The following is a 22,143-nucleotide window of genomic DNA, read 5'->3' as shown; positions in this document are numbered from 1 at the left end:
AATACAACATGAAAAAAATCCTGCTAGCAACCCTTGCGAGCACCGCAGCCACGCTTTCCTTTGCACAGAATCCACTTAGTGTGCATGTTCTGAATCAGGAAACAGGTTTACCTTCCGCAAATATTGCAGTTACTTTGGAAGCACAGCAAGGTGAGAAATGGGTCAAGCTCAATGAAGCTGAAACAGATCAAAATGGCCGTATTAAAGAGCTATATCCAAAAGATACCAATCTGCAAAAGGGTATTTATAAAGTGACCTTTAAAACGGGTGACTGGTTTAAGGCCAATAATCAGCGGACATTCTTCCCTGAAGTACCGGTGGTCTTTATGATTGATGGTGCTTTAGAGCATTATCATATTCCACTGTTATTGAGCTCTTATGGTTATTCGACTTATCGCGGTAACTAAGCTCTTTCACTTAAGGCCCATCTTATTGGGCCTTATTCTTTTACTTGTTATTCTTGTGCTGGAATGCTATTCATGACTCATATTAAATGAATTTAAAAATAAAACGTATCTCAAACAAGGAGCTTTGCAATGGATCAGCAAGTCAACCAGATGTTTAATCAGGATCGATTAATCCAGCATCTTGGTGCACACCTTGTTGCTTATAGTCACAATCACGCAAAAATTTCGCTGAAAGTCACTGAACAACATTTACAGGGTCACAAGACCTGTAACGGCGCAGTGATTTTCGCGCTTGCAGATGCGGCATTTGCCATTGCCTGTAATACAGGTGAACATCCGGCTGTTGGTCAGCATTGTGGAATTCATTATTTAAAATCAGGAGTTCTTGGCGATACATTGACTGCTGTAGCAGAACATAGGGCCAGCAGTGGCCGTAGCGGAATTTACGATATTCAGGTGATAAATCAGCATGATCAAATTGTGGCAGAGTTCCGCGGTACGTCTCGACTGATCATCAGATAATTTTCAAAACTTGATGCAATAAAAAACCGATGCCTAAGCATCGGTTTTTAAAGTTTGAAATTTAATTAAGCTTTCAACCACTTTTCAGCTTTAGTCTGATCTTCAATTTTCAGTTCAACTTCGGTCAGTTCAGAACCAGCTGCCTGAACTTCAAAGCTCATCAGCTCGTCACGACGAAAAGCATGCATGGTATAAACACCTTCCTGTTTTGCATAACTTTCCATTAACTTCATCGTTGCTTTTAAACCATCAACGGCAATAATCACATCATTGGCAGAAAGGCCAGCTACTACAGCAGTACTATCACGACGCGCCGACTGAACCAGTACACCTTCCGGCTTATCTACCAGTTTTAAACCGAAAGGCAATGACTTGTCATTTTTCAGGTTATAACCGATACCAAACTCAGGCAATAACTGATCCAGTGGCAATTCATCTGTGGTATTAATCAAGTGATTAATCTGCTCTGACCAATCATCACCGGTCAGCTCTTTGCATAATTCAAAGATCGTCCGCTCATGTACCTGAACACCCTTTTGTGCATTTTCATACAAACGGCGCATCAAGGCATCCAGACTTGAACCGCGTAAACGCAAACCTAAGTCTAGGCACAATGCAACCAAACAACCTTTGTTGTAATAGCTGGTGCCGGCATTATTCGAGTTTTCATCCTGACGGTAGAATTTCACCCAGGCATCAAAACTGGATTCAGACACCGACTGAATCGCACGACCCGGATTCTGCAAGTAACGATCAATCTGCGCTTTTAATAAAGCAATATATGATTCCTGGTTAATCACGCCACTGCGTAGCAAAATCAAATCATCATAATAAGAAGTGAAGCCTTCAAAGATCCACAGCAAAGACGTATAGCCTTCACGGTTCAAATCATAATTGACAAAATTTTCAGGGCGAATAAATTTCACCAACCAAGAATGGAAATATTCATGGCTACATAGGCCGAGGAAACGCTGATAATCTTTGGAAGGTTCTTCAGGCTCATTGGCCTTCGGCAAGTCATCGCGCGGTGAAATCAGGCTGGTCGAGTTTGGATGTTCCAGACCACCATAACTATTTCCGGTTGCCATGGTCATAAAAGTATAGTCAGCAAATGGCGCTGAACCGAACATGGAGATTTCTGTGCTACAGATTTTCTCAATGTCCTGCTGCATACGTGCTGCATTCATCGCATGCTTGCCGGACACCACAAACTCATGCGGAATACCATTCGCTTCAAAACTGAAACGGGTTTGCTCTGCCAGTTCAAACGGTGCATCAATCAATTCAGCATAGTTTTTGGCTTTCAGGGTGAAACGGCCCTTGACCAGACTTTTGGATTGCATGCCGGTTGCCAGTTGGAAATGCTTTAATTCATCTGGCAGGAAGATTTCTAATTCAATCTCTTTATTTTCCTGACCTTCTAGCCCCAAGCATGCACAGGCCGGGTTGACATAGAGACGGTTTTGATCCACATATGCACCACGAACAGACAGGTCGTAGGCATAGACATCATATTCAACCGTAATCAGCTCATGATCGGTATTGAATAAACGCCATTTGTTCTTTTCAAATTTCTGGATTTGCAGTTGACGTCCATCTTCATCATAAGCTTTGACCGCCTCAATGTGTTTGGAAAACTCTCGAATCAAATAACTTCCCGGAATCCAGGTCGGTAATGATAAGATCTGCGTCGGGTCTGCCAGAAAGCGAACAGTCACGTGAATAAGGTGCTGACGATAATCGTCAAATTCGATTTGATAATGCAACATAATGGGCGATATAAAATGAAAATAAATGAGGTATAGCTTAGCTTAGCATTTTTTAAGCCAAGATGGTTTAGCTGTCTTATTTGTCTACATTTACGACTAGCTATCTGTATAAAAAAGGCATAGCATGCCTGAAAATTTAATCGTTCAACGCCCGACGGGTTATTAAGGAACATCCTTGAAATACATCATCTCACTGATTGCGGTATTCAGCTTATTTATTTCTGCATTTTCACATGCTGCCTTACTCAATATTCTGCCTGAAAGCGTTGAAGCTGAAGCCTGGACTATTCTGGATTCACAGTCTGGTCAAGTCATTGCAGAACACAATGCCGATGTGCAACGTGCGCCGGCTTCGCTGACCAAAATGATGGTGGCTTATATTGCCTTAAAGGAAATTGAGGCCGGAAAATTAGATAAAAATGAAGTTTTAACTGCCACATCTGTGGTTAAAAATGTCATGTGGGATGAGTCACAGATGTATCTGAAAGAAGGTGATCTGATTACAGTCGATCAGCTTCTGGCGGGTTTGATTATCATGTCTGCCAATGATGCAGCGTTGACGCTGGCTGAGAAAATCTCGGGGAGTGTTCCCCAGTTTGTTGAACGGATGAATCAGGAAGCCAAAGCACTGGGCATGCAGCATAGCAATTTCCAGAATCCGGCCGGCATTACCATGCCCGAGCATTATTCGACTGCTGCCGATTTGGCCCGACTCTCTATGGCGGTGGTGAATGAAACCCCGGATTATCTGTATTATTCCAAACAGCCAAGTTTCACTTATAACCAGCATTTTCATCGTGCCACCAACCGTGTACTTCAGGTCGACCCAAGCGTAGATGGTTTAAAAACCGGTTTTACCCGTGCGGCCGGTTATAACCTGGCGCTGACAGCCAATCGTGTTACAGCAGACTTTGAAATGCCGAAGCGCCGTCTGATTGTGGTAGTGCTAGGCACTAAAAGCGCCACAAAGCGCGCTGAGATATCGCATAAACTGATGAATCTGGCTTATACCTATACCCGCAATGAAGTCGCGATCAAAGATCAGCAACTGTTGGCTGAGTTGCCTGTGATTAAATCCACTTTAAAAATGTTTAAAGTGCAAACCAAGCAGCCGCAGATTATTACTACCTCGCTTTATGATCAGAGCTATAGCATTGACCTGAATCAGTTTGATCAGGCGCATCAGCGTGTCATGCTAAATACAGGTGATGGCGCTTTAAAAAGTATCGAGCCACTTCAAGAAACCCAGACCCATATCAATGTTGAAATGAAGGCATCTGAACTCATTGCGCCTTTAGCCAGCATGATGCCTTTGGCCACGATTCAGATTTATCAAAATAATCAGTTAATTCGCACCATTCAAATTGAAGATCATGTCGAAATTGAAGAAGCCAACCCGTTGCAGAAGTTCTTTAGCTGGCTGCAAGGTTTATTCAGTTTCTTTTCAGACTCAACACCCGGCGTAAAACTGTATCCTCTAGATCAATAATCCTCTCAATATCAAGTAATTCTTTAAGCTAGAAGCGTTGATATAACCTTCTAGCTGATTCATGATCTATCCCAAATGAGGCACCCTGCCCGGAACGCAGCAATTATTACCCGCTCTCACAGAATTGCTACGTTTTGTAATGTGTATAACAATTTTAATCAAGACGCGATTTAGCACATGCCATAGTATATTTTCTCTCTATTTCTCTTATTTTTATTAAAAAAATAAACAGGTTAAGAACGCATGACAGTACATAAAATCGTGATTGTGGGTGGTGGCGCTGGTGGTCTGGAACTGGCGACACAACTGGGTGATAGCCTGGGTAAAAACGGCAAAGCCCAAATTATTTTGATTGATCAAAAACTGACACATCTCTGGAAACCGCTGCTACATGAAGTCGCCGCAGGTACCTTAAATCCACATCAGCAAGAAACCAATTATTTTGCCCATTCTGCCGCGCATCATTATGAGTTTGTTTTGGGGACATTCACAGGTCTGGATCGCGAAGCGAAACAGATCATCGTCGAAACAGAATATTTCTCTAAAAAAAGTGAGCCCAAGAAAAATCAGCGTATTGGCTATGACACACTGGTACTGGCTTTAGGTTCAACCTCAAATGACTTTAATACCGAAGGGGTCAAACAGTTCTGTCATTTTCTCGACAGCCGTCAGCAGGCAGATATCTTTCAGCAGGATCTGCTGCACCTGTATTTAAATGCTCAACATGAGACTTCAAGTCGTGAGCTGAATATTGCTATTATTGGTGCCGGTGCGACTGGGGTAGAACTGGCAGCGGAGCTGGTAGAAGCCAAACAGAATTTCTTTCAATATGGCTTAAACAAGGTCGATCCCAACAAAGTCAAAATCACCTTGATTGAAGCCGCGGATCGTATTCTGACTGCACTCTCGCCTAAAGTTGCTGCAAATACCATGAAACAGTTAGAACAGTTCGGTATTGAAGTCCTGACCAGTCATCGAGTGGCCAAGGTCGATGAAGACAAGATTTATTTTGCCGATGGTTCCAGTCTGGATGCTGAAATCAAAGTCTGGGCTGCAGGGATCAAAGCACCGGAAGTCTTGGCACAACTCGACGATATAGAAAAAGACCATATTCATCGGCTCAAAGTTTATGCCACGCTGCAAACCAAATCTGATCCAAGTATTTTTGCATTTGGTGATTGTGCGCATTGCCAGCCTGCGGCAGATCAACCGGTATTAGGGCCGCGTGCTCAAGTGGCCAGCCAGCAAGCCAGCTTTCTGGCCAATGCTTTAAAAGCCCATGTCAATGGAGATAGCTATTTGCCGATGTTTAAATTTTCTGACAAGGGCTCCCTGATTTCCTTAAGTCAGAATAAAGCTGTGGGGGAATTGCTGGGTCAGGTCAATGTGCAAGGCTTTGTCGCCAAAACAATGTATGTCTCTTTATACCGGATTCATCAGGTGACCATTCATGGTTATGCCCATGCCGGTATTTTGACTGCAAAAGATTTAGTTACACGAAAAATCTCTCCAAAGCTGAAATTGCATTGAAATTCCAGAATTTGGCCCAATCAATGAAAAAATCGTCAATAAAATTGTCAAATTGCGTTTTTTTGCTAATTTTAGTCTACAAAAATGCAATTTCACTTTATGATGTACCCTTAAAAAATTGAATGGATCAATTCACATGACTGCTATTGCAAATAACCTCGTGGTTTCTTTCCACTACACATTGACTAACGCAGAGGGTGAAACTCTCGACCAATCTCAAGGTGAACCACTTGCCTATTTGCACGGTGCAGGTAACATCATCCCAGGTTTAGAAAACGCGTTAGAAGGCAAAACTGTGGGTGAAAAATTCACTGTTAATGTTCCTGCTGCTGAAGGTTATGGCGAATATAACCCTGACCTCGTACAAGAAGTTCCTGCGCAAATGTTCCAAGGCGTAGACAACATTCAAGCAGGTATGCAGTTCCAAGCTCAAACTGATGACGGCGTGCAAATCGTAACTGTTAAAGCAGTTGAAGGCGACAATGTTGTTGTAGATGCGAACTTCCCGCTTGCTGGTCAAGACCTGACTTTCGAAGTTGAAATTGTATCGATTCGTGAAGCTTCTCAAGAAGAATTAGATCACGGTCATGTACACGGTGCAGGTGGTCACCAGCACTAAGATCTTCTGATCGAGTGTAAAAAAGGCAAAGTGAAAACTTTGCCTTTTTTTATTGCCGCCAAAATATTCATTTTAAAATGGAGAATAAAAAAGCAGGACCATGGCCCTGCTGTTTCAATCCGATCAAGAGATCCCTTTAGAGAATAATCGCTGGATTATTTGCGTTGATTATAAATCTGCATGGCTGCTGGTAACTGTTGACGCATTTGTCCAATACGCTGGCTGTTCGATGGATGCGTAGACAGGAAGGTTGCGCCATTGCTGCCACCGAGTTTGTTCATTTTTTCCCACAAGGTAATCGCTGCATTCGGGTTATAACCTGCACGTGCCATCAGCATCAAGCCACCCTGGTCAGCACGGCTTTCCAGATTACGCGAGTATGGCAGGCCAATCCCGATCTGACTTCCTAATTGCGCTGCTGCTGCGCCACCCTGGCCCACACCAGCTGCATTCAGACCAATGCCTAAAGCCAGGTCGGTGAGCGCCTGAGCACCAATTTTCTGCTTAGAATGCTCTTCTAAGGCATGTACCATTTCATGACCCATAATTGCTGCAATTTCAGCATCGGTCAGATTCAGCTTATTCACAATACCGGTATAAAATACCACTTTACCACCCGGTGCAACAAAGGCATTAACCTGATCGGACTTGAGCACAGCCAATTGCCACTGGAATGCTGTACCAGTCTGGTTCATTTGGTTCGCAATCGGCTTTAAACGGTTAAATACGGTATTAATACGTTTATAGGTCGCTGAACTGGTGTCCAGTTGACCTTTATTTCTGGCATCAGTCACCATAGCATTATAGCTTTGTGTCGCAGATGCATTTAAGGTCGCAGAATCAGCCCCGGCAATATCCGCAATAGTGGTACAACCCGACAATGTCACGACTGCGGCAGCCACCATACCCAATAAAAATTTATTCTTCATTATAATCAACTCTACCTTAGCCCAAGCTTAATTTACATTGTAAAAATTATAAGTGAAAGCATACAGGAGCTAAACGCTTAATTACTCCATCTTCTTATAAATTCTGTAATTTTTAAGCCAAGTACTGTATCGCCAACCAATAAATCAGACAGATAATGTTCAAGCCCAGATAAACCTGGCTTAAGGGTTTTATTTTTTGTTCCAGAATTTCATCTTTACGTTTAAAAAATAAATAGGCGTTTTGCAATAAAATAACAGGCACCAGCACACAGGCAATAATGACACTCAGGCCGACCAGTGCATTATAAATAATCTCAGGATTTTGAGTTTGCGCGCGAATAATCATCATAGCGATGGTGGGTGCCCCGCCCATGGCGAACAACAATGAATAAAACATGGTCGCCGATATATTTTTTTGCATCCTTTCGCTCATTTTTTCTTTCTTTATATATGGCTATGTTAAAGCACATTTTGTCACAGCACCGATGCAACTTTAGTCTTGAGCCAAATTTATAGTTTTTGGATATAAAAAAACCCATCCGGAGATGGGTTTTATCATTCAAGCTTTAACCAAATGAAGATCAAGCATCGAACGGGTGGCGAAGAACGATAGTTTCTTCACGGTCTGGACCGGTTGAAATGATGTCGATTGGACATTCAATCAGTTGCTCAAGACGTTTTACATAGTTCAATGCAGCTTGTGGCAACTGATCCAGCGATTTTGCACCGAAAGTTGACTCAGACCAGCCTGGCATTGTTTCGTAAATTGGTTTTAAAGTTTCGAATGCAAGCGCATCAGAAGAACCGACACAACCAGAATCTGCAGCTTCATAACCGACACAGATTTTCACTTCTTCTAAACCATCAAGAACATCAAGTTTAGTCAGGCAAATACCAGACAGTGAGTTTACATCTACTGAACGACGTAGAATTTCAGCATCGAACCACCCACAACGACGTTGACGGCCAGTAGACGCACCAAATTCATTACCAATGGTACCAAGGTGTTTACCAACCGCATCACCCACATCGTTTGCAGCGTCATAAACCAATTCCGTTGGGAATGGGCCTGCACCGACACGAGTGGTATAGGCTTTGGTGATACCCAGTACATAATCAAGGTGCAAAGGACCCAGACCTGAACCTGAGCTTACGCCACCAGCAGTGGTGTTTGAAGATGTCACATACGGGTATGTACCATGGTCAACGTCAAGAAGTGAACCTTGCGCGCCTTCAAACATGATGTTGTCACCGTTTTTACGGTAGTTATGCAGTTCAGTTGTTACGTCTACAACCAACGGCGCAACAACCTTACGCCATTCGTCGCAAAGTGCCAGTACGTCTTCTAGCTTAACTGCTTCAACACCATAGTATTGAGTAAGCTGGAAGTTATGGTAATCCAGAAGTTCAGTTAACTGGGCAGTAAGATGTTCACCGCCACGTACCAGATCAGCAACACGAACTGCACGACGCGCCACTTTGTCTTCGTATGCAGGACCGATACCACGACCTGTTGTACCAATCTTCGCATTACCACGTTTTTTCTCACGTGCTTGGTCCAGTGCGATGTGGTTTGGAAGGATCAGTGGACAGTTTGGAGAAATACGTAAACGCTCTTTAACAGGAACGCCTTCTTTTTCAAGAATGTCCATCTCTTTGATGAGCGCTTCAGGAGAAAGAACAACACCGTTACCAATTAAGCACAATACGTTTTCACGTAAAATACCAGATGGAATGAGGTGTAAGACAGTTTTCTTACCACCCACCACCAGAGTGTGACCTGCGTTATGTCCGCCTTGATAACGAACGACCGCTGCCGCTTGATCTGTGAGCAGGTCGACGATTTTACCTTTACCTTCGTCGCCCCATTGGGTACCAAGTACCACAACATTCTTGCCCATAATAGCCTCATTGCATCATGCTGTTAAAGTTGAAAGCCCCGCTCAGTGACATGAACACTGAGCCAAGCAATTTAAATCGTTTTGACTGTCCACTCACCATCTACGTTCACCAGCTGGTGCGTCGCATATGGAATTGAGTTTAAATCATCATTACCGAGTAACTGAATTACACTTAAGCCTTGTGCTCGAATACTCTGAATCGCATTCAGAAGTTCTGCATCGACACCTTTAGGTGCAACTACCACGTGTACAGCGTCAAACTGACCTGCGCTTAACGCATATAAGTCACAAGAGAAACCTGTGGCAGGACGCGCACGACCGAAATGTTCACCAATGCCATCATAACGACCGCCTTGTGCCAGTGCTGCTGCACGATTCGGTGCATAGACTGCATACATCAGACCAGTATGATAATGGTATGAACGCAATTCAACCACATCAATCCCAATACTCAAGTTTGGCCAACGGGCTTGAACCTGATCTTTGGTAATTTGTAAGGCATCAAAAGCTTGCTTGAAGGCTGGATTCGCCAACACTTCAGCACTTAAATTTGCCTGTAATGCGTCCAGATCGCTGGCATAGCGGCCCAGTGCATAAAAGTCCTGACCAAATTTCAGTTCTGCCGTAAATTCTTCCAACTCTGGCAAGGCCTTACGTTGGTATAAATCAGACAGTTTACGTTCAGCAACTTTGTTCAAACCTGCTTGAGCCACCAGACTGCGGAATAAGCCGACATGACCCAAGTCCAGATGGATTCCGTCTGCCAGACCTGTTTCCTGAATCAGACTGATCATTAAATCGACCATTTCTACATCGGCATCGATGCTGTCTGAACCAAACAGTTCGGCGCCTAACTGCAAAGGCGCACGCGAGGTATTAAAACCGCGTGGTTTGGTATGCAGAACGGTACCTGCATAGCAGTAACGCGCCACACCTTCCACTGGATGTACATGTGCATCAATACGCGCCACTTGTGGTGTCATATCGGCACGCACACCAAGCAAACGACCAGAAAGCTGATCGATGACTTTAAAAGTGGCTAAGTCTAAATCTTGATTCGATTCTGAGAGAGAAGAGAGAGATTCGATGTACTCAATGAATGGCGTGTACACCAACTGATAACCTCGAGATGCAAGGAAATCCAGTGATTTACGGCGCAAACTTTCAATGACTTGCGCTTGTTCTGGTAATACATCAGCTACACCATCAGGTAATAACCATGTCTCTGAAATGGGCATGTTGTAAACCTAAATTCTTGTCAGCGCGGAACGAATCCGCATAAAAAAATCGGGAGCACACCCGATTTCTCCTAGTCTAGCACGATAGTTTTGGCTGTGCATCGCAAAATTTTATAATTTTTACTCTCTTATGCAATGAGCCACAATTGCGTCAACTATCAGCGTTTTATCGTGTATGACCAACACGCGCTATAAACAAAAAATCATTTTAGACCAATGGCAATGCGGTGGTACTTTTTACCGTTTGCAATGGAATTTCGGTTTTTACACTTTGGATGCAGGGAATTTGAGTCAAATGATGAATCTGAAATTTACGATAGGCATCCAGATCGGCCACCACAATTCTTAAAAAGAAATCACAATCTCCCGCCATTAACTGGCATTCCACCACTTCCGGCATCTCCTTGATGGCTTCAACAAATTGATCGACCACGGCGGCTTCTTGAGATTTAAGCCAAACCCGTGCAAATACACTCATTGCCAGATTGACTTTTTGCGGATTGAGTAAGGCGACATACTGCTCAATGACCCCATCATCTTCTAGTTGCTTGACTCTTCTTAAACAGGGGGACGGCGACAAGCCAATTAATTGAGCCAGTTCATTATTTTGCAATTTTCCGTTCTTTTGCAGTTCATGCAAAATGCGTTTATCAATTTGATCCATCTTGTTACTTTAGTATTTAAAACCCCTTTAAGCCAATTTAGCGCAATTTAATTCCAAATCAAATTTAAATTGCATGCACTACAACAGCAAATAGCCCGATTATCGCTATAAAATACGGTTCAATATTGAAGTCCTCAGGTCACTGACATGCTTTTGCTCAGACAAAGCAGCACGCCCGCGCTCGCGCATACAGATTTCAGCGAATTTCAGCGCGGCATGAAAGATTCTATTCCTATGCTTTTAGGAATTATTCCCTTTGCTTTGGTGCTAGGTGCGACTGCGATTCAGAAAAATTTCAGTGTGCTGGAAGTGCCTTTGCTGACTGGACTCAATTTTGCCGGCGGTTCTGAATTTGCCATTCTGGAAGTCTGGACCAGTCCACCCAATTTATTCATGCTGCTGTTTATTACCTTTTTGGTGAATAGCCGGCATTTGCTGATGGGTGCAAGCCTAGTCCCGTATTTAAAACATCTCCCGAATCGCAAAGTATTGCCGGCCCTGTTTTTTATGGTTGATGAAAGCTGGGCCTTAAGTCTGGCGGATGCGCAAAGAAAACAGGCGCAGTGGGGTTATCGGGCTGCTTTTAGCATGCCCTACTATGCCGGTTTATGTTTCTGTCTTTATCTGATGTGGGTCGGTTTTACCACACTGGGCGCGATGCTTGGACCTGTTTTAGGCGATATCAACCGCTGGGGCTTTGATATGGCCTTTCCTGCTGTATTTCTGGTGTTGATGCGAAGCATGTGGAAAGGCTTGAGTGCAGCCCGGCCATGGCTAGTAAGCCTGATCTGTGCTGCCCTGGCTTATTTATATTTGCCTGCTGGCTGGTATGTGCCGATAGGTGCCCTAGCCGGCATTGTGTCTGCTTTTTTCTTGATTGGTGAGGAGGAAGCATGATTGAGATGAGTACATTACTGGCCATCCTGCTGATTGCGGCAACCACCTATCTGACCCGGATTCTGGGCTATGTCTTATTAAAAAATAAAACGCTGACACAACGTCAGCGTAAAATCATGGACGTTGTGCCCGGCTGTGTCCTGATTTCAGTCATCGCACCGTATTTTGTACGCGACAACCCTGCAGATCTGATCGCTTTGGCTTTAACCCTGTTTGCCGCTACGCGTTTTGGCTTGCTCCCCACAGTTGCCATCAGCATGGTGTCTGCAGCCGTCTTAAGAACTCTTCTCGTCTAGCCCTCAAACAGAATTCTTTATATGATTTCTAAAGGGATTCTGTTTATTTCTGTGGGTCTACGACCTTGGTGAGCAGGCTGACCAGCTCTGCATTTTGCAACTCGACCTGCTGCAGTTTGATTGTGGTCTGATCCAGCACTTCCTGCTGTACATGCATTTTTTTAGCCAAGTCCTGCATAATTTCCAGGGTCTTTTTTAAATTTTCTTCCAGATGCGCGACTTTCTCTTCTACCGGCACGCCCTCCACGACACCTGAACCATCATTCTGATTGAACTGCAGCCAGATTAGAAAAATCACTGCCAATGTGAGCAGTATAATAAATCCCCAAACCAACATCATATGCTTGCTCTTATTTCATTTTATTGGCTTTATCTTAACGAAAAATCATGCAGATGATGCAAATAATTCAAGCACTCACGCTGCTTTTCGATCAATTACGCGCAAATTCTATTAAAACAACGCATATCAAGAATGTTTAAAGCAAAAAAAGCACCGTATATCGGCACTTTTCAGGCTTAGCAAAGTCAAACTTAATGAAAAGATTCACATAAATCCAGCAAGCGGTTGGCATAACCCCATTCATTGTCATACCAGGCAAAGACCTTGGCCTGTTGTCCCACCACTAGGGTTTGGGTCAGGTCAACGATCAAGGAATAAGGAGAATGATTAAAATCACTCGACACCAAAGGTTCATCCGTCACTGACATGATTTCGGCAAAATCCTGTCGCGCCGCCTTAATTAACACTTCATTCAGTTTGTGATCGGTAATCGGTGACTGGGAAACAAAGGTCAGATCAATTGCTGCGACATTAATGGTCGGCACCCGAATTGAATAACCGTCAATCCGATCTTCCATTTTTGGCATAACCCGCTTTAATGCACCCAGCGCACTAGATGTGGTGGGAATAATATTGTGTCCTGCTGCCCGTGCACGACGCAGATCGCGATGCGCCTGATCCAGCACAGATTGATCTGCGGTCACCGCATGGATTTCGGTCATTAACGCACTGCTGATGCCAAAAGCATCATCGAGGATTTTGACCAGCGGTACTAGGGCCTGAGTGGTACAGGACACACTGGAAATGATCTGGTCGGTGGCTTTAACTTCGTGATGATTGATACCATACACAATCGCAGCATCGACAGTATCAAAGGGTGCTGCTCCAATAATCACCCGTTTCGCCCCTGCCTCAATATGCTGGGTCGCAGCTGCACGGGAACGGAACAGCCCGGTACATTCCAGCACTACATCTACTTCAAGTTTTTGCCAGGGAAGCTGCGCCGGGTTGGCTTCACACAAAACCTGAACTTTTAAGCTGGCATCCTGATAGCTGAGATGCAGATAAATATGTTCGGCATCATAGCTGACGTCTACCTGTCCCGGAAAACGGCCATGGGTTGAGTCATATTTAAACAGATGAATTAAGGTTTCAACATCAGCAATATCGTTAATGGCAACGATTTCAAATTTAAAATCTTTCGGATTTTCAAACCAGGCACGCAATACATTACGTCCAATACGCCCAAATCCATTGATTGCCACTCGTTGCATGACTCAACCTTTTATATGCCTATTTTAAAACTCCTCTATGTTAAAGGATTTCTTGCGCAGTACATGAAAAACTTCAGTGAAAATATTGATTTTCGATTATTTTATTTCTGATACATCGCCCAGTATTCAGATCTTTTAAAATTCTGATGCTGTGTAAATAGATGGATATAACCGAATTGTTCTGAATAGAAAATTCATTTTATGAATTCAGCACTAAACCCGAGTCAATAATTCCTTGGCAATTGGTTTTAAAATGATTGGTGCATACCGCTTTTTCCGTTATAATTTGGCGTTTTAAATTTTTAAGCCCCGCATTGCAGCAGAGCTCTCATGTGCTTGTCAGACTGTGGTGTTTTAGCCAAATCGGAAATTATGGAGTGACTTGGTTGTGAGTACTCGTTTTATGACATCAGCTGAAATTCGTGAAGCATTTTTGCGTTACTTTGAATCGCAAGGGCATACACGTGTCGCGTCGAGTTCACTAGTACCCGCCAATGATCCAACTTTACTGTTCACCAATGCGGGTATGAACCAGTTTAAAGATTGCTTCTTAGGTCTAGAAAAACGCGATTATGTCCGTGCCGTATCATCACAAAAATGCGTACGTGCAGGTGGTAAACACAACGACTTGGATAATGTCGGTTATACCGCGCGTCACCATACCTTCTTTGAAATGTTAGGTAACTTTTCATTTGGTGATTACTTCAAACGTGATGCGATCAAATTTGCCTGGGATTTTTTGACGGGCGATGACTGGTTAGCGCTACCTAAAGATAAGCTTTATGCCACTGTTTATCATACCGATGACGAAGCATTCGACATCTGGAACAAAGAAATCGGCCTAGATGCATCTCGCATTATCCGTATTGGTGACAACAAAGGTGGTCAATACGCATCAGATAACTTCTGGGCGATGGGCGACACAGGTCCTTGCGGCCCATGTTCTGAAATTTTCTTTGACCATGGCGATCACATCTGGGGTGGCCTGCCGGGCACACCTGAAGAAGATGGCGACCGTTTCATTGAAATCTGGAACAACGTTTTCATGCAGTTTAACCGCACGAGTGATGGCGTACTTCATCCGCTTCCAGCGCCTTCTGTAGATACTGGTATGGGTCTTGAGCGTATTTCTGCAGTTTTACAGCATGTCAACTCAAACTACGAAATCGATTTGTTCCAGCACTTACTCAAATCTGCGGCTGAGATCATTGGTCTGGATACTACTGCACTTGAAGCTGAAGCGGCTGAAAAAGGCACACCTGTACAATACCCTGCTTCACTTAAAGTGGTTGCTGACCATGCACGTTCATGTTCATTCCTGATTGCTGATGGCGTAAATCCATCAAATGAAGGTCGTGGTTATGTACTGCGTCGTATCATCCGCCGTGCAGTGCGTCACGGTAACAAACTGGGTGCGACCGGTTCATTCTTCCATAAAATGTTGCAGCCGCTTATTGAAGTGATGGGCGAAGCATATCCAGAACTTGCAGCACAACAAGCACGTATCGAAGCTCAACTGCTCAAAGAAGAAGAACAATTTGCCAAAACACTTGAGCAAGGTTTGAAATTGCTTGAAGGCGAATTGGCACAATTAAAAGGTTCTGTGATTCCGGGTGAAGTGGTTTTCAAACTTTACGACACTTACGGTTTCCCGACGGACTTAACTGCGGATATCGCACGTGAACGTGACTTAAGCATTGACGAAGCTGGCTTTGAAGTTGAAATGGCAGCACAGCGTCAACGTGCGCGTGATGCAGGTAAATTCGCGATCGATTACAACAGTGTTGTCAAAGTTGAAGGCGAAACTCAATTTGATGGTTATGATGCAACTGCAGGCGAAGGCCAAATCATCGCAATCTATAAAGATGGCGAGCAAGTAGATGAAGTCGTTGAAGGCGACGAAGCTTTAATCGTACTCAACCAGACTCCTTTCTATGCAGAAAGCGGTGGTCAAATCGGTGATACAGGTATTTTCAAAAACTATACCGGGATTTTCGAAGTTCAGGACACGAAAAAATCTGGTGGTGCATTTGTACATCAAGGCATCGTGACCATGGGTAACTTGAAAGTTACTCAAAATGTAGAAGCAACAGTGCAAGCCGAGATTCGTGCAGCAACTGCACGCAACCACTCTGCAACTCACCTACTACATGCTGCGCTGCGTCAAATTCTGGGCTCACATGTACAACAAAAGGGTTCATTGGTCGCATCTGATGTGTTACGTTTTGACTTTGCCAATGATCAACCGGTTAGCTTTGAACAGCTGCAAGAAATTGAACGTCTGGTCAATGCTGAAGTAATTGCCAATACTGCGGTGTCTACTGAACTGCTGGATATTGAATCTGCCAAAGCCAAAGGCGCGATGATGCTGTTCGGCGAAAAATACGGTGACGAAGTCCGTGTATTGTCGATGGGTTCAGTGATTGAAGAGAAAAATTTCTCCATCGAGCTTTGCGGTGGTATTCACGTAAAACGTACCGGTGACATCGGTCTGTTCAAGATCACTTCTGAAGGTGGTGTTGCAGCAGGTATACGTCGTATTGAAGCAGTGACAGGCACCAAAGCAGTTGAAGTTGCACAAAAAGCCGATCGTGACATCAATACGATTAACGGTTTGCTCAAAGCGCAAAAAGACCAGACTTTAGAAAAAGTTGAAGCGTTAGTTGATACTGCCTCTGGCTTGCAAAAACAGATCGAACAACTGAATCAGAAACTTGCTAGCCTGCAAGCCGGTGAACTTCTAAGCCAAGTTCAAACCATTGCAGGTCGTGCAACCTTGATTACAACCGTTGAAAATATGGATGCGAAAGCACTACGCAACCTGCATGACGGTGTGAAATCAAAATTAGAAAATGCAGTCATTGTGCTTGCAGGTGTAGAGGGTGACAAGGTGAGCTTGATCGCATCTGTAGCAAAAGACTTTACTGCATCTATAAAAGCGGGTGACATCATCAAACATCTGGCAACCGAGCTGGGTGGTAAAGGTGGTGGTAAACCTGACTTGGCACAAGGTGGCGCGCCACTTAACGAGAAGTTTGCTCCGGTGATGGCAGATTTAACTGCCTGGCTGGCAGCAAAATAAAACTTCAATTTTGTGTAACTGACCCTGATAGGACTATCAGGGTCATGGCTTATATGGAACAACTATGGCACTAATCGTTCAAAAATATGGCGGTACCTCTATGGGTACTCCCGAGCGCATTTTAAATGTTGCTCGTCGTGTGAAACGCTGGCATGACCATGGCCACAAGGTGGTTGTGGTTGTATCAGCGATGAGTGGCGAAACCAATCGTCTGCTTGCTCTCGCGAAAGCCATTACCGAAACCCCTGACCCACGTGAACTAGACCAGATGGTCTCTACGGGTGAGCAGGTTACGATTTCTATGTTAGCGATGGCGCTCAACTCTATTGGCGTTGAAGCAAAATCACTGACAGGTCGCCAGGTTGGCATGAAAACCGACAGCTCATTCAATAAGGCACGTATCGAATCAATTGATACTGAAGTCCTGAACTCGAATCTGGATGCTGGCCGTGTACTTGTAGTTGCAGGTTTCCAGGGTTTTGACGAGCATGGCAATACCACCACTTTAGGCCGCGGCGGTTCTGATACTTCAGGTGTCGCGATTGCTGCTGCACTAAAAGCCGATGAATGCCAGATTTATACAGACGTTGATGGCGTATATACCACTGATCCACGTGTTGCACCCAAAGCCAAGAAAGTTGACCGTATTTCCTTTGAAGAAATGCTTGAAATGGCGTCACTGGGTTCAAAAGTCCTGCAAATTCGTGCAGTTGAATTTGCCGGTAAATATCAAGTACCTTTACGCGTATTATCCAGCTTCGACAATGACAATGATGGCGCATTCGACGAAGAATTTAAGCAAAACGTGGGTACACTTATTACGACTGAATTGGAAGACAATATGGAACAGCCAATTATCTCCGGTATCGCATTTAACCGTGACGAAGCAAAATTAACGATTTTAGGTGTACCTGATGAACCGGGCATCGCCTCTAAAATTTTGTGCCCGATTGGTGATGCCAATGTTGAAGTGGATATGATTATCCAGAACGTTGAAGAAGATGGTACGACTGATTTTACTTTTACAGTCAACCGCAGCGAATTGAACAAGGCCAAAGCCATTCTCGAAGCAACCGCTCAGGAAATTGGTGCACGTGAAGTCGCTACCCGTTCAGATATCGTCAAAGTTTCTATCGTCGGTGTAGGCATGCGTTCACATGCAGGTGTTGCAAGCAAAATGTTTACCGCACTGGCAGCTGAAGGTATTAACATCCTGATGATCTCTACTTCTGAAATCAAAATTTCAGTGATTATTGAAGAAAACTATCTGGAACTTGCAGTTCGTTCACTGCATACCGCCTTCGGTCTAGACCGCGAACAAGGTGAATCAAGCGTACGCGCTTAAGAGGAATGACAAAATATTGTCATTGTTTGACAGTATTCTATAAATCTCTACAAAAATTCAGAGCCACTATAGTTTTTTTTATAGTGGCTCTGTTATATTAAGCCTGAGGATTTTTAAAAAACTGAGATAGATTAAAATCTTTCACCCAGATGACAGAATTTCTATCCAGATTTTATTTTTTAATTTTTGGTTGTGTTTTTGTTTTATATTCAATAGATTGCAGGTTTTGCATTTTGCAAGGAGAGAAACATGCTGATTTTGACTCGACGTGTCGGGGAAACTTTAATGATTGGAGACCAAGTCAGCGTGACTGTGCTTGGTGTAAAAGGTAATCAGGTTCGTATTGGGGTCAATGCTCCGAAAGAAGTCTCTGTGCACCGTGAAGAGATTTACCAGCGTATCCAGCATGAACGTGCAATGCATGAACATCTTCAGCATATCGATCAGGATTTCCAACCTTCGTATGAAGATGAAAACCAAACACAAAATAACTTTAACCGTTAATTTTTGTGTAAATCATAAAGCGGCTTTGAAGCCGCTTTTAATTGATCTATACTTTAATGAATACACATTTCAATATTCAGAACCTTTAAATTAAATAAGAATTAAAGTTCTGCGCCCTGCTGTTCCAGCAATGCTGCAACTACCTTTTTTACCGGCCCAAAACTACGACGGTGCTCATCAATCACCCCATGCAAGGCAATCGCTTCAAAATGTGCTTTGGTTGGATAGCCCTTGTGCTTGGCAAAACCAAATTGTGGATGCTTTAGATCCATCTCAATCATTTGATGATCACGGGTAACTTTGGCCAGAATACTAGCAGCAGAAATTTCTGCATGCAAAGCATCGCCACCAATGATCGCGTCACAGCTCATCGTTAGCCCCTGAGGGACTTTATTGCCATCGACCAGCACATGCTCAGGTTGAATCGCTAAAGCTTCTACAGCACGGCGCATTGCCAGTAAGGATGCCTGCAGAATATTATGCTCATCAATTTCTGCTGCTGACGCCTCAGCAATTGCCCAAGCCAGCGCTTTTTCCTGAATTTCGATAAAAAGTTTTTCACGTTTCTTTTCAGTCAGTTTTTTAGAGTCATTTAAACCTTCAATCGGGTTATTTGGATCTAAAATTACCGCGGCCGCCACCACTGAACCGACCAGCGGTCCACGCCCTGCTTCATCTACACCAGCAATTTTCATGTCATTTCCCATAAAAAAATAGGCTGAACCTGTCAGCCTATTTCAATTTAATCTTGGCTTAGTTTACAGCTTCAGCCACACAAGCGTTAATGGTTTTTGCAACCACATTGCCCACGATTGTGGTACGTGCCACCGGATCAATCGCAGCAGTCGCCAAATCAACCGCTGTCACATTTTGCGGTGCTTTTTCGCTGACACAGCCACAAATTTCAGACTGGATATTTTGCTTTTGTGTTGTGGTCATTAAACGTGTTGCCGTTTGCCACGCTAGAATATTATTCAGTTCAGTGGTGCATTTTGCATTGATCGCGATTTTAAGCGCAGTGCCGCCCAGTTGTTGAGTGGTACTTGGCGCCTCAGAAGTGCCTGTCGCTGTACACGCTGATAAAACCAGAGTCAGTGGTGCAAGTACAGCCAATAATTTTTTCACAGATATATTCCTTATTCATTCATAGATGAAGACTGTCGCTATTGTGCCGAAATTCACCTGAATAAGAAATCTAAAAATCACTAAGCATGTTTAATCTACAGCCAACCAATTTAATAGATGTTGCATGAAAGCCACCATAGCGTTGCAGATTTGGAATTGCTGAATTGATTCACCCTTTGCTAAGGTTCGGCCTTATTGAAGAGCAACGGAATATCTAGATGAATAAATCACTGTATTACACACGAACAGCGCAATGGCTGCATTGGATCATGGCGGTTATTTTTATTGCGGCCTGGCTCATCGGTTTTTATAGTGGTAATTTTTTAAGTTATGAGGTTGATGGCAGCTTTAAGGGTGATGTGATTTCACTGCATAAAAATATTGCAACCACCATTATTTTCCTGCTCGTTGTTCGAATTTTCTGGCGCTATACCCATCCGGCGCCGTCACTGCCTGAGAGTATGTCACCGCGGATGAAAACGTTGGCACATGCTGGTCATCTGGCGCTGTATTTCATGCTGATTGCCCTACCCCTTACAGGTTGTTTGTATAGTTGGAGTTTGGGTTATCCAGCACCGGTGCTGTATTTATTTAACCTGCCACCCCTCATTGCCGAAAACTCGGCTGTGACCGCTATTGTTAAGCCCTTGCATATCTGGCTTTCCTGGGCAGTCGGCATTCTACTGGTTGGCCATATTGCCGCAGCCTTTAAACATCATTTTATCGATAAAGATCATGTATTAAAAAGTATGACCCAACAGGATAAATAGTTAGACCATTAATATGGGCTAAATAATGTTCCCAGTCTGTGCTTGCAGGCTGTTTCATTAAATAAATTCCTTGAGACAACTTCTGAGACTGTTTGCAATCGCTTTTTGCGTCAGTTCTTTTTTGGCTGCTTCATCAACTGTGGCTTTTAACAAAGTTTTGGCAGGCACATCTTTTAACGCATGCTCACCTACACATGAACACACATTTTTCTCAAGTTCAACTTTACTGGTGTCCTGCATTAAGTAGGTCGAAACTTTCCAAACTTTGGAATTTTGCAGCTCTTTACTGCATTGATATTCAATCAAAGGTTTTAAAGTACGCTGTGTCAATGTCATATCCGCACTAGAACAGGCAGAAATCAACAATATGCTGAGGATCAGAAGTAAACTTTTCAATTTCATATTGGCCTATAAAAATGATAAAGGCAGAGCGAACTCTGCCTTTTGTAAAAACTTAAACCAAGGCACGGATCTGGTTGATCCATTTCTCTTTTTCAGCCTCTGGAATAAACGACGCTTCAAAGGAGTGCGTTGCCAACTGCTTTAATTCCTCGTTACTCAAGTCTAGCGCTTCAGCAATGGCAATAAAGTTGTCATTCATATAGCCACCAAAATAGGATGGATCATCTGAGTTGACTGTAACATGGACACCCTGCTGCAAGAGACGACGGATATTATGCTGCTGCATATCCTCGACCACACAAAGCTTCAGATTTGACAGCGGGCACACCGTTAAGGGCATTTTTTCGCGAATCAACCGTTGCATTAACTCAGAATCTTCTTCTGAACGCACCCCATGATCAATACGATTAACTTTCAGTAAATCCAGAGCTTCCCAGACATATTCTGCCGGGCCTTCTTCGCCCGCATGTGCTACGACCAAAAACCCTGCTTCACGCGCTTTGGCAAAGACACGTTCAAATTTAGAAGGTGGATGCCCGACTTCACTTGAATCCAGACCAATCGCAATAATCTGGTCTTTATAGGGCAATGCCTGCTCCAGCGTTTCAAAGGCCGCCTCTTCACTTAAATGACGCAGGAAACACATGATCAAATGTGAGCTAATTCCAAGCTTGGCCTTGGCATCATCGCAGGCTTTTTGCAGGCCATTGATGACGGTCGCAAAAGCAATTCCACGGTCGGTATGCGTTTGCGGATCGAAGAACATTTCTGTATGCACCACATTGTCTTCGGCACATTTTTCAAAATAGGCCCAAGCCAGGTCATAAAAGTCCTGTTCATGGATCAGTACATTGGCCCCGGCATAATAAATATCCAGGAAGGACTGAAGATTATGGAAATTATAAGCCTGCTTAACTTCCTCGACAGATTTATACGGGATGGCAATCTGATTACGCTGAGCGATTGCAAACATTAGCTCAGGCTCAAAAGTGCCTTCAATATGAACATGAAGCTCGGCTTTTGGCAAAGCGCGAATCAACTCAAGACGGTTCATCACTTCTCCTCGTGAAACCTTTAAATAATAAAAAAGGGCGCAAACT

Annotated in this window: 23 protein-coding genes; 11 read left to right on the top strand and 12 right to left on the bottom strand. The window is 43.7% G+C overall.

Annotation, left to right across the window (positions count from 1 at the left end):
* Positions 1-8: 8 nt before the first annotated feature.
* Together uraH and paaI are read left to right on the top strand one after the other, a co-directional pair.
* Entirely contained in the window at positions 9-407 is a 399-nt protein-coding gene (gene uraH, locus FTU95_RS05240) for a hydroxyisourate hydrolase (protein ID WP_100355846.1), read from the top strand.
* A 129-nt stretch (positions 408-536) separates the two neighbouring features.
* Positions 537-929, top strand: coding sequence for a hydroxyphenylacetyl-CoA thioesterase PaaI (gene paaI, locus FTU95_RS05235; protein ID WP_074383292.1), 393 nt, complete (start codon positions 537-539; stop codon positions 927-929).
* A gap of 65 nt (positions 930-994) precedes the next feature.
* On the opposite strand, the gene FTU95_RS05230 is transcribed toward paaI, so the two are convergent.
* Entirely contained in the window at positions 995-2,698 is a 1,704-nt protein-coding gene (locus FTU95_RS05230; RefSeq protein WP_180077767.1) for a M61 family metallopeptidase, read from the bottom strand.
* A gap of 175 nt (positions 2,699-2,873) precedes the next feature.
* Here FTU95_RS05230 and FTU95_RS05225 point away from each other — a divergent pair, with 175 nt between their 5' ends.
* The 3 genes from FTU95_RS05225 (at position 2,874) to slyD (ending at position 6,336) form a co-directional block, all read left to right on the top strand.
* Complete coding sequence (locus FTU95_RS05225; protein ID WP_005170266.1) at positions 2,874-4,187, top strand: D-alanyl-D-alanine carboxypeptidase PBP6B; 1,314 nt, start codon at positions 2,874-2,876, stop codon at positions 4,185-4,187.
* 243 nt (positions 4,188-4,430) lie between these two features.
* Positions 4,431-5,717: an NAD(P)/FAD-dependent oxidoreductase gene (locus FTU95_RS05220; RefSeq protein WP_180077765.1), complete on the top strand. Its 1,287-nt coding sequence runs from the start codon at positions 4,431-4,433 to the stop codon at positions 5,715-5,717.
* A gap of 136 nt (positions 5,718-5,853) precedes the next feature.
* Complete coding sequence (slyD, locus tag FTU95_RS05215; protein WP_005097432.1) at positions 5,854-6,336, top strand: peptidylprolyl isomerase; 483 nt, start codon at positions 5,854-5,856, stop codon at positions 6,334-6,336.
* A gap of 155 nt (positions 6,337-6,491) precedes the next feature.
* Here slyD and FTU95_RS05210 read toward each other — a convergent pair whose 3' ends face one another.
* The 5 genes from FTU95_RS05210 to FTU95_RS05190 all read right to left on the bottom strand — a co-directional run bounded on the left by FTU95_RS05210 (position 6,492) and on the right by FTU95_RS05190 (position 11,068).
* A complete protein-coding gene (locus FTU95_RS05210; protein ID WP_100357723.1) occupies positions 6,492-7,265 on the bottom strand; it encodes a M48 family metallopeptidase in 774 nt (257 codons plus the stop codon).
* A 112-nt stretch (positions 7,266-7,377) separates the two neighbouring features.
* Entirely contained in the window at positions 7,378-7,686 is a 309-nt protein-coding gene (locus FTU95_RS05205; protein WP_074383295.1) for a hypothetical protein, read from the bottom strand.
* A gap of 160 nt (positions 7,687-7,846) precedes the next feature.
* Positions 7,847-9,166: an adenylosuccinate synthase gene (locus FTU95_RS05200; protein ID WP_005170258.1), complete on the bottom strand. Its 1,320-nt coding sequence runs from the start codon at positions 9,164-9,166 to the stop codon at positions 7,847-7,849.
* A 71-nt stretch (positions 9,167-9,237) separates the two neighbouring features.
* Positions 9,238-10,404 carry an ATP phosphoribosyltransferase regulatory subunit gene (locus FTU95_RS05195; protein ID WP_005170256.1) on the bottom strand — a complete coding sequence of 389 codons (1,167 nt, stop codon included), beginning with the start codon at positions 10,402-10,404 and terminating at the stop codon, positions 9,238-9,240.
* Positions 10,405-10,612: 208 nt separating this feature from the next.
* Positions 10,613-11,068 (bottom strand): Lrp/AsnC family transcriptional regulator, encoded by a 456-nt coding sequence (locus tag FTU95_RS05190; protein ID WP_004645552.1) that lies wholly within the window; start codon positions 11,066-11,068, stop codon positions 10,613-10,615.
* A 147-nt stretch (positions 11,069-11,215) separates the two neighbouring features.
* On the opposite strand from FTU95_RS05190, the gene FTU95_RS05185 reads away from it, so the two are divergent.
* Together FTU95_RS05185 and FTU95_RS05180 are read left to right on the top strand one after the other, a co-directional pair.
* Positions 11,216-11,965, top strand: coding sequence for an AzlC family ABC transporter permease (locus FTU95_RS05185; RefSeq protein ID WP_074383298.1), 750 nt, complete (start codon positions 11,216-11,218; stop codon positions 11,963-11,965).
* The gene (locus FTU95_RS05180; RefSeq protein WP_005097439.1) at positions 11,962-12,261 is read left to right on the top strand and encodes an AzlD family protein; all 300 of its coding nucleotides are present in this window, start codon (positions 11,962-11,964) and stop codon (positions 12,259-12,261) included. Before FTU95_RS05185 ends, FTU95_RS05180 begins: the two co-directional genes overlap by 4 nt.
* Positions 12,262-12,304: 43 nt before the next feature.
* Here the strand turns inward: FTU95_RS05180 and FTU95_RS05175 are convergent, their stop codons facing one another.
* Complete coding sequence (locus FTU95_RS05175) at positions 12,305-12,601, bottom strand: hypothetical protein (RefSeq protein WP_005097440.1); 297 nt, start codon at positions 12,599-12,601, stop codon at positions 12,305-12,307.
* Between the two features lie 191 nt (positions 12,602-12,792).
* Positions 12,793-13,815, bottom strand: coding sequence for a type I glyceraldehyde-3-phosphate dehydrogenase (gene gap, locus FTU95_RS05170; protein ID WP_005097441.1), 1,023 nt, complete (start codon positions 13,813-13,815; stop codon positions 12,793-12,795).
* 388 nt (positions 13,816-14,203) lie between these two features.
* Here gap and alaS point away from each other — a divergent pair, with 388 nt between their 5' ends.
* From alaS to csrA, 3 genes are all read left to right on the top strand, one after another.
* Complete coding sequence (alaS, locus tag FTU95_RS05165; protein WP_171304331.1) at positions 14,204-16,897, top strand: alanine--tRNA ligase; 2,694 nt, start codon at positions 14,204-14,206, stop codon at positions 16,895-16,897.
* Between the two features lie 64 nt (positions 16,898-16,961).
* A complete protein-coding gene (locus FTU95_RS05160) occupies positions 16,962-18,242 on the top strand; it encodes an aspartate kinase (RefSeq protein WP_005097443.1) in 1,281 nt (426 codons plus the stop codon).
* 249 nt (positions 18,243-18,491) lie between these two features.
* Entirely contained in the window at positions 18,492-18,746 is a 255-nt protein-coding gene (gene csrA / locus FTU95_RS05155; protein ID WP_005097444.1) for a carbon storage regulator CsrA, read from the top strand.
* 101 nt (positions 18,747-18,847) lie between these two features.
* On the opposite strand, the gene rnhB is transcribed toward csrA, so the two are convergent.
* Positions 18,848-19,441 carry a ribonuclease HII gene (gene rnhB, locus FTU95_RS05150; RefSeq protein ID WP_005170243.1) on the bottom strand — a complete coding sequence of 198 codons (594 nt, stop codon included), beginning with the start codon at positions 19,439-19,441 and terminating at the stop codon, positions 18,848-18,850.
* A 58-nt stretch (positions 19,442-19,499) separates the two neighbouring features.
* Positions 19,500-19,871 (bottom strand): hypothetical protein, encoded by a 372-nt coding sequence (locus tag FTU95_RS05145; protein ID WP_100329010.1) that lies wholly within the window; start codon positions 19,869-19,871, stop codon positions 19,500-19,502.
* Between the two features lie 218 nt (positions 19,872-20,089).
* Here FTU95_RS05145 and FTU95_RS05140 point away from each other — a divergent pair, with 218 nt between their 5' ends.
* Positions 20,090-20,641, top strand: coding sequence for a cytochrome b (locus FTU95_RS05140; protein WP_074383302.1), 552 nt, complete (start codon positions 20,090-20,092; stop codon positions 20,639-20,641).
* Between the two features lie 57 nt (positions 20,642-20,698).
* Here the strand turns inward: FTU95_RS05140 and FTU95_RS05135 are convergent, their stop codons facing one another.
* The gene (locus tag FTU95_RS05135; protein WP_005097448.1) at positions 20,699-21,043 is read right to left on the bottom strand and encodes a hypothetical protein; all 345 of its coding nucleotides are present in this window, start codon (positions 21,041-21,043) and stop codon (positions 20,699-20,701) included.
* A 52-nt stretch (positions 21,044-21,095) separates the two neighbouring features.
* On the bottom strand, positions 21,096-22,097 hold the full coding sequence (locus tag FTU95_RS05130) for an adenosine deaminase (RefSeq protein WP_005097449.1): 1,002 nt from the start codon (positions 22,095-22,097) through the stop codon (positions 21,096-21,098).
* Between the last annotated feature and the right edge of the window lie 46 nt (positions 22,098-22,143).

Source organism: Acinetobacter sp. YH12208 (genome assembly GCF_013418055.1).
GTDB classification, from domain to species: domain Bacteria; phylum Pseudomonadota; class Gammaproteobacteria; order Pseudomonadales; family Moraxellaceae; genus Acinetobacter; species Acinetobacter pseudolwoffii.
Note: the sequence above shows the minus strand (reverse complement) of the source record. Positions and strands in the feature narration are given on the sequence as shown.

Excerpts from the sequence above, each read along its gene's own strand:
- uraH (WP_100355846.1), top strand. The coding sequence starts at position 9 with ATGAAAAAAATCCTGCTAGCAACCCTTGCGAGCACCGCAGCCACGCTT.
- paaI (WP_074383292.1), top strand. The coding sequence starts at position 537 with ATGGATCAGCAAGTCAACCAGATGTTTAATCAGGATCGATTAATCCAG.
- FTU95_RS05230 (WP_180077767.1), bottom strand. The coding sequence starts at position 2,698 with ATGTTGCATTATCAAATCGAATTTGACGATTATCGTCAGCACCTTATT.
- FTU95_RS05220 (WP_180077765.1), top strand. The coding sequence starts at position 4,431 with ATGACAGTACATAAAATCGTGATTGTGGGTGGTGGCGCTGGTGGTCTG.
- slyD (WP_005097432.1), top strand. The coding sequence starts at position 5,854 with ATGACTGCTATTGCAAATAACCTCGTGGTTTCTTTCCACTACACATTG.
- FTU95_RS05210 (WP_100357723.1), bottom strand. The coding sequence starts at position 7,265 with ATGAAGAATAAATTTTTATTGGGTATGGTGGCTGCCGCAGTCGTGACA.
- FTU95_RS05205 (WP_074383295.1), bottom strand. The coding sequence starts at position 7,686 with ATGCAAAAAAATATATCGGCGACCATGTTTTATTCATTGTTGTTCGCC.
- FTU95_RS05200 (WP_005170258.1), bottom strand. The coding sequence starts at position 9,166 with ATGGGCAAGAATGTTGTGGTACTTGGTACCCAATGGGGCGACGAAGGT.
- FTU95_RS05195 (WP_005170256.1), bottom strand. The coding sequence starts at position 10,404 with ATGCCCATTTCAGAGACATGGTTATTACCTGATGGTGTAGCTGATGTA.
- FTU95_RS05190 (WP_004645552.1), bottom strand. The coding sequence starts at position 11,068 with ATGGATCAAATTGATAAACGCATTTTGCATGAACTGCAAAAGAACGGA.
- FTU95_RS05185 (WP_074383298.1), top strand. The coding sequence starts at position 11,216 with ATGCTTTTGCTCAGACAAAGCAGCACGCCCGCGCTCGCGCATACAGAT.
- FTU95_RS05180 (WP_005097439.1), top strand. The coding sequence starts at position 11,962 with ATGATTGAGATGAGTACATTACTGGCCATCCTGCTGATTGCGGCAACC.
- FTU95_RS05175 (WP_005097440.1), bottom strand. The coding sequence starts at position 12,601 with ATGATGTTGGTTTGGGGATTTATTATACTGCTCACATTGGCAGTGATT.
- gap (WP_005097441.1), bottom strand. The coding sequence starts at position 13,815 with ATGCAACGAGTGGCAATCAATGGATTTGGGCGTATTGGACGTAATGTA.
- FTU95_RS05160 (WP_005097443.1), top strand. The coding sequence starts at position 16,962 with ATGGCACTAATCGTTCAAAAATATGGCGGTACCTCTATGGGTACTCCC.
- csrA (WP_005097444.1), top strand. The coding sequence starts at position 18,492 with ATGCTGATTTTGACTCGACGTGTCGGGGAAACTTTAATGATTGGAGAC.
- rnhB (WP_005170243.1), bottom strand. The coding sequence starts at position 19,441 with ATGAAAATTGCTGGTGTAGATGAAGCAGGGCGTGGACCGCTGGTCGGT.
- FTU95_RS05140 (WP_074383302.1), top strand. The coding sequence starts at position 20,090 with ATGAATAAATCACTGTATTACACACGAACAGCGCAATGGCTGCATTGG.
- FTU95_RS05135 (WP_005097448.1), bottom strand. The coding sequence starts at position 21,043 with ATGAAATTGAAAAGTTTACTTCTGATCCTCAGCATATTGTTGATTTCT.
- FTU95_RS05130 (WP_005097449.1), bottom strand. The coding sequence starts at position 22,097 with ATGAACCGTCTTGAGTTGATTCGCGCTTTGCCAAAAGCCGAGCTTCAT.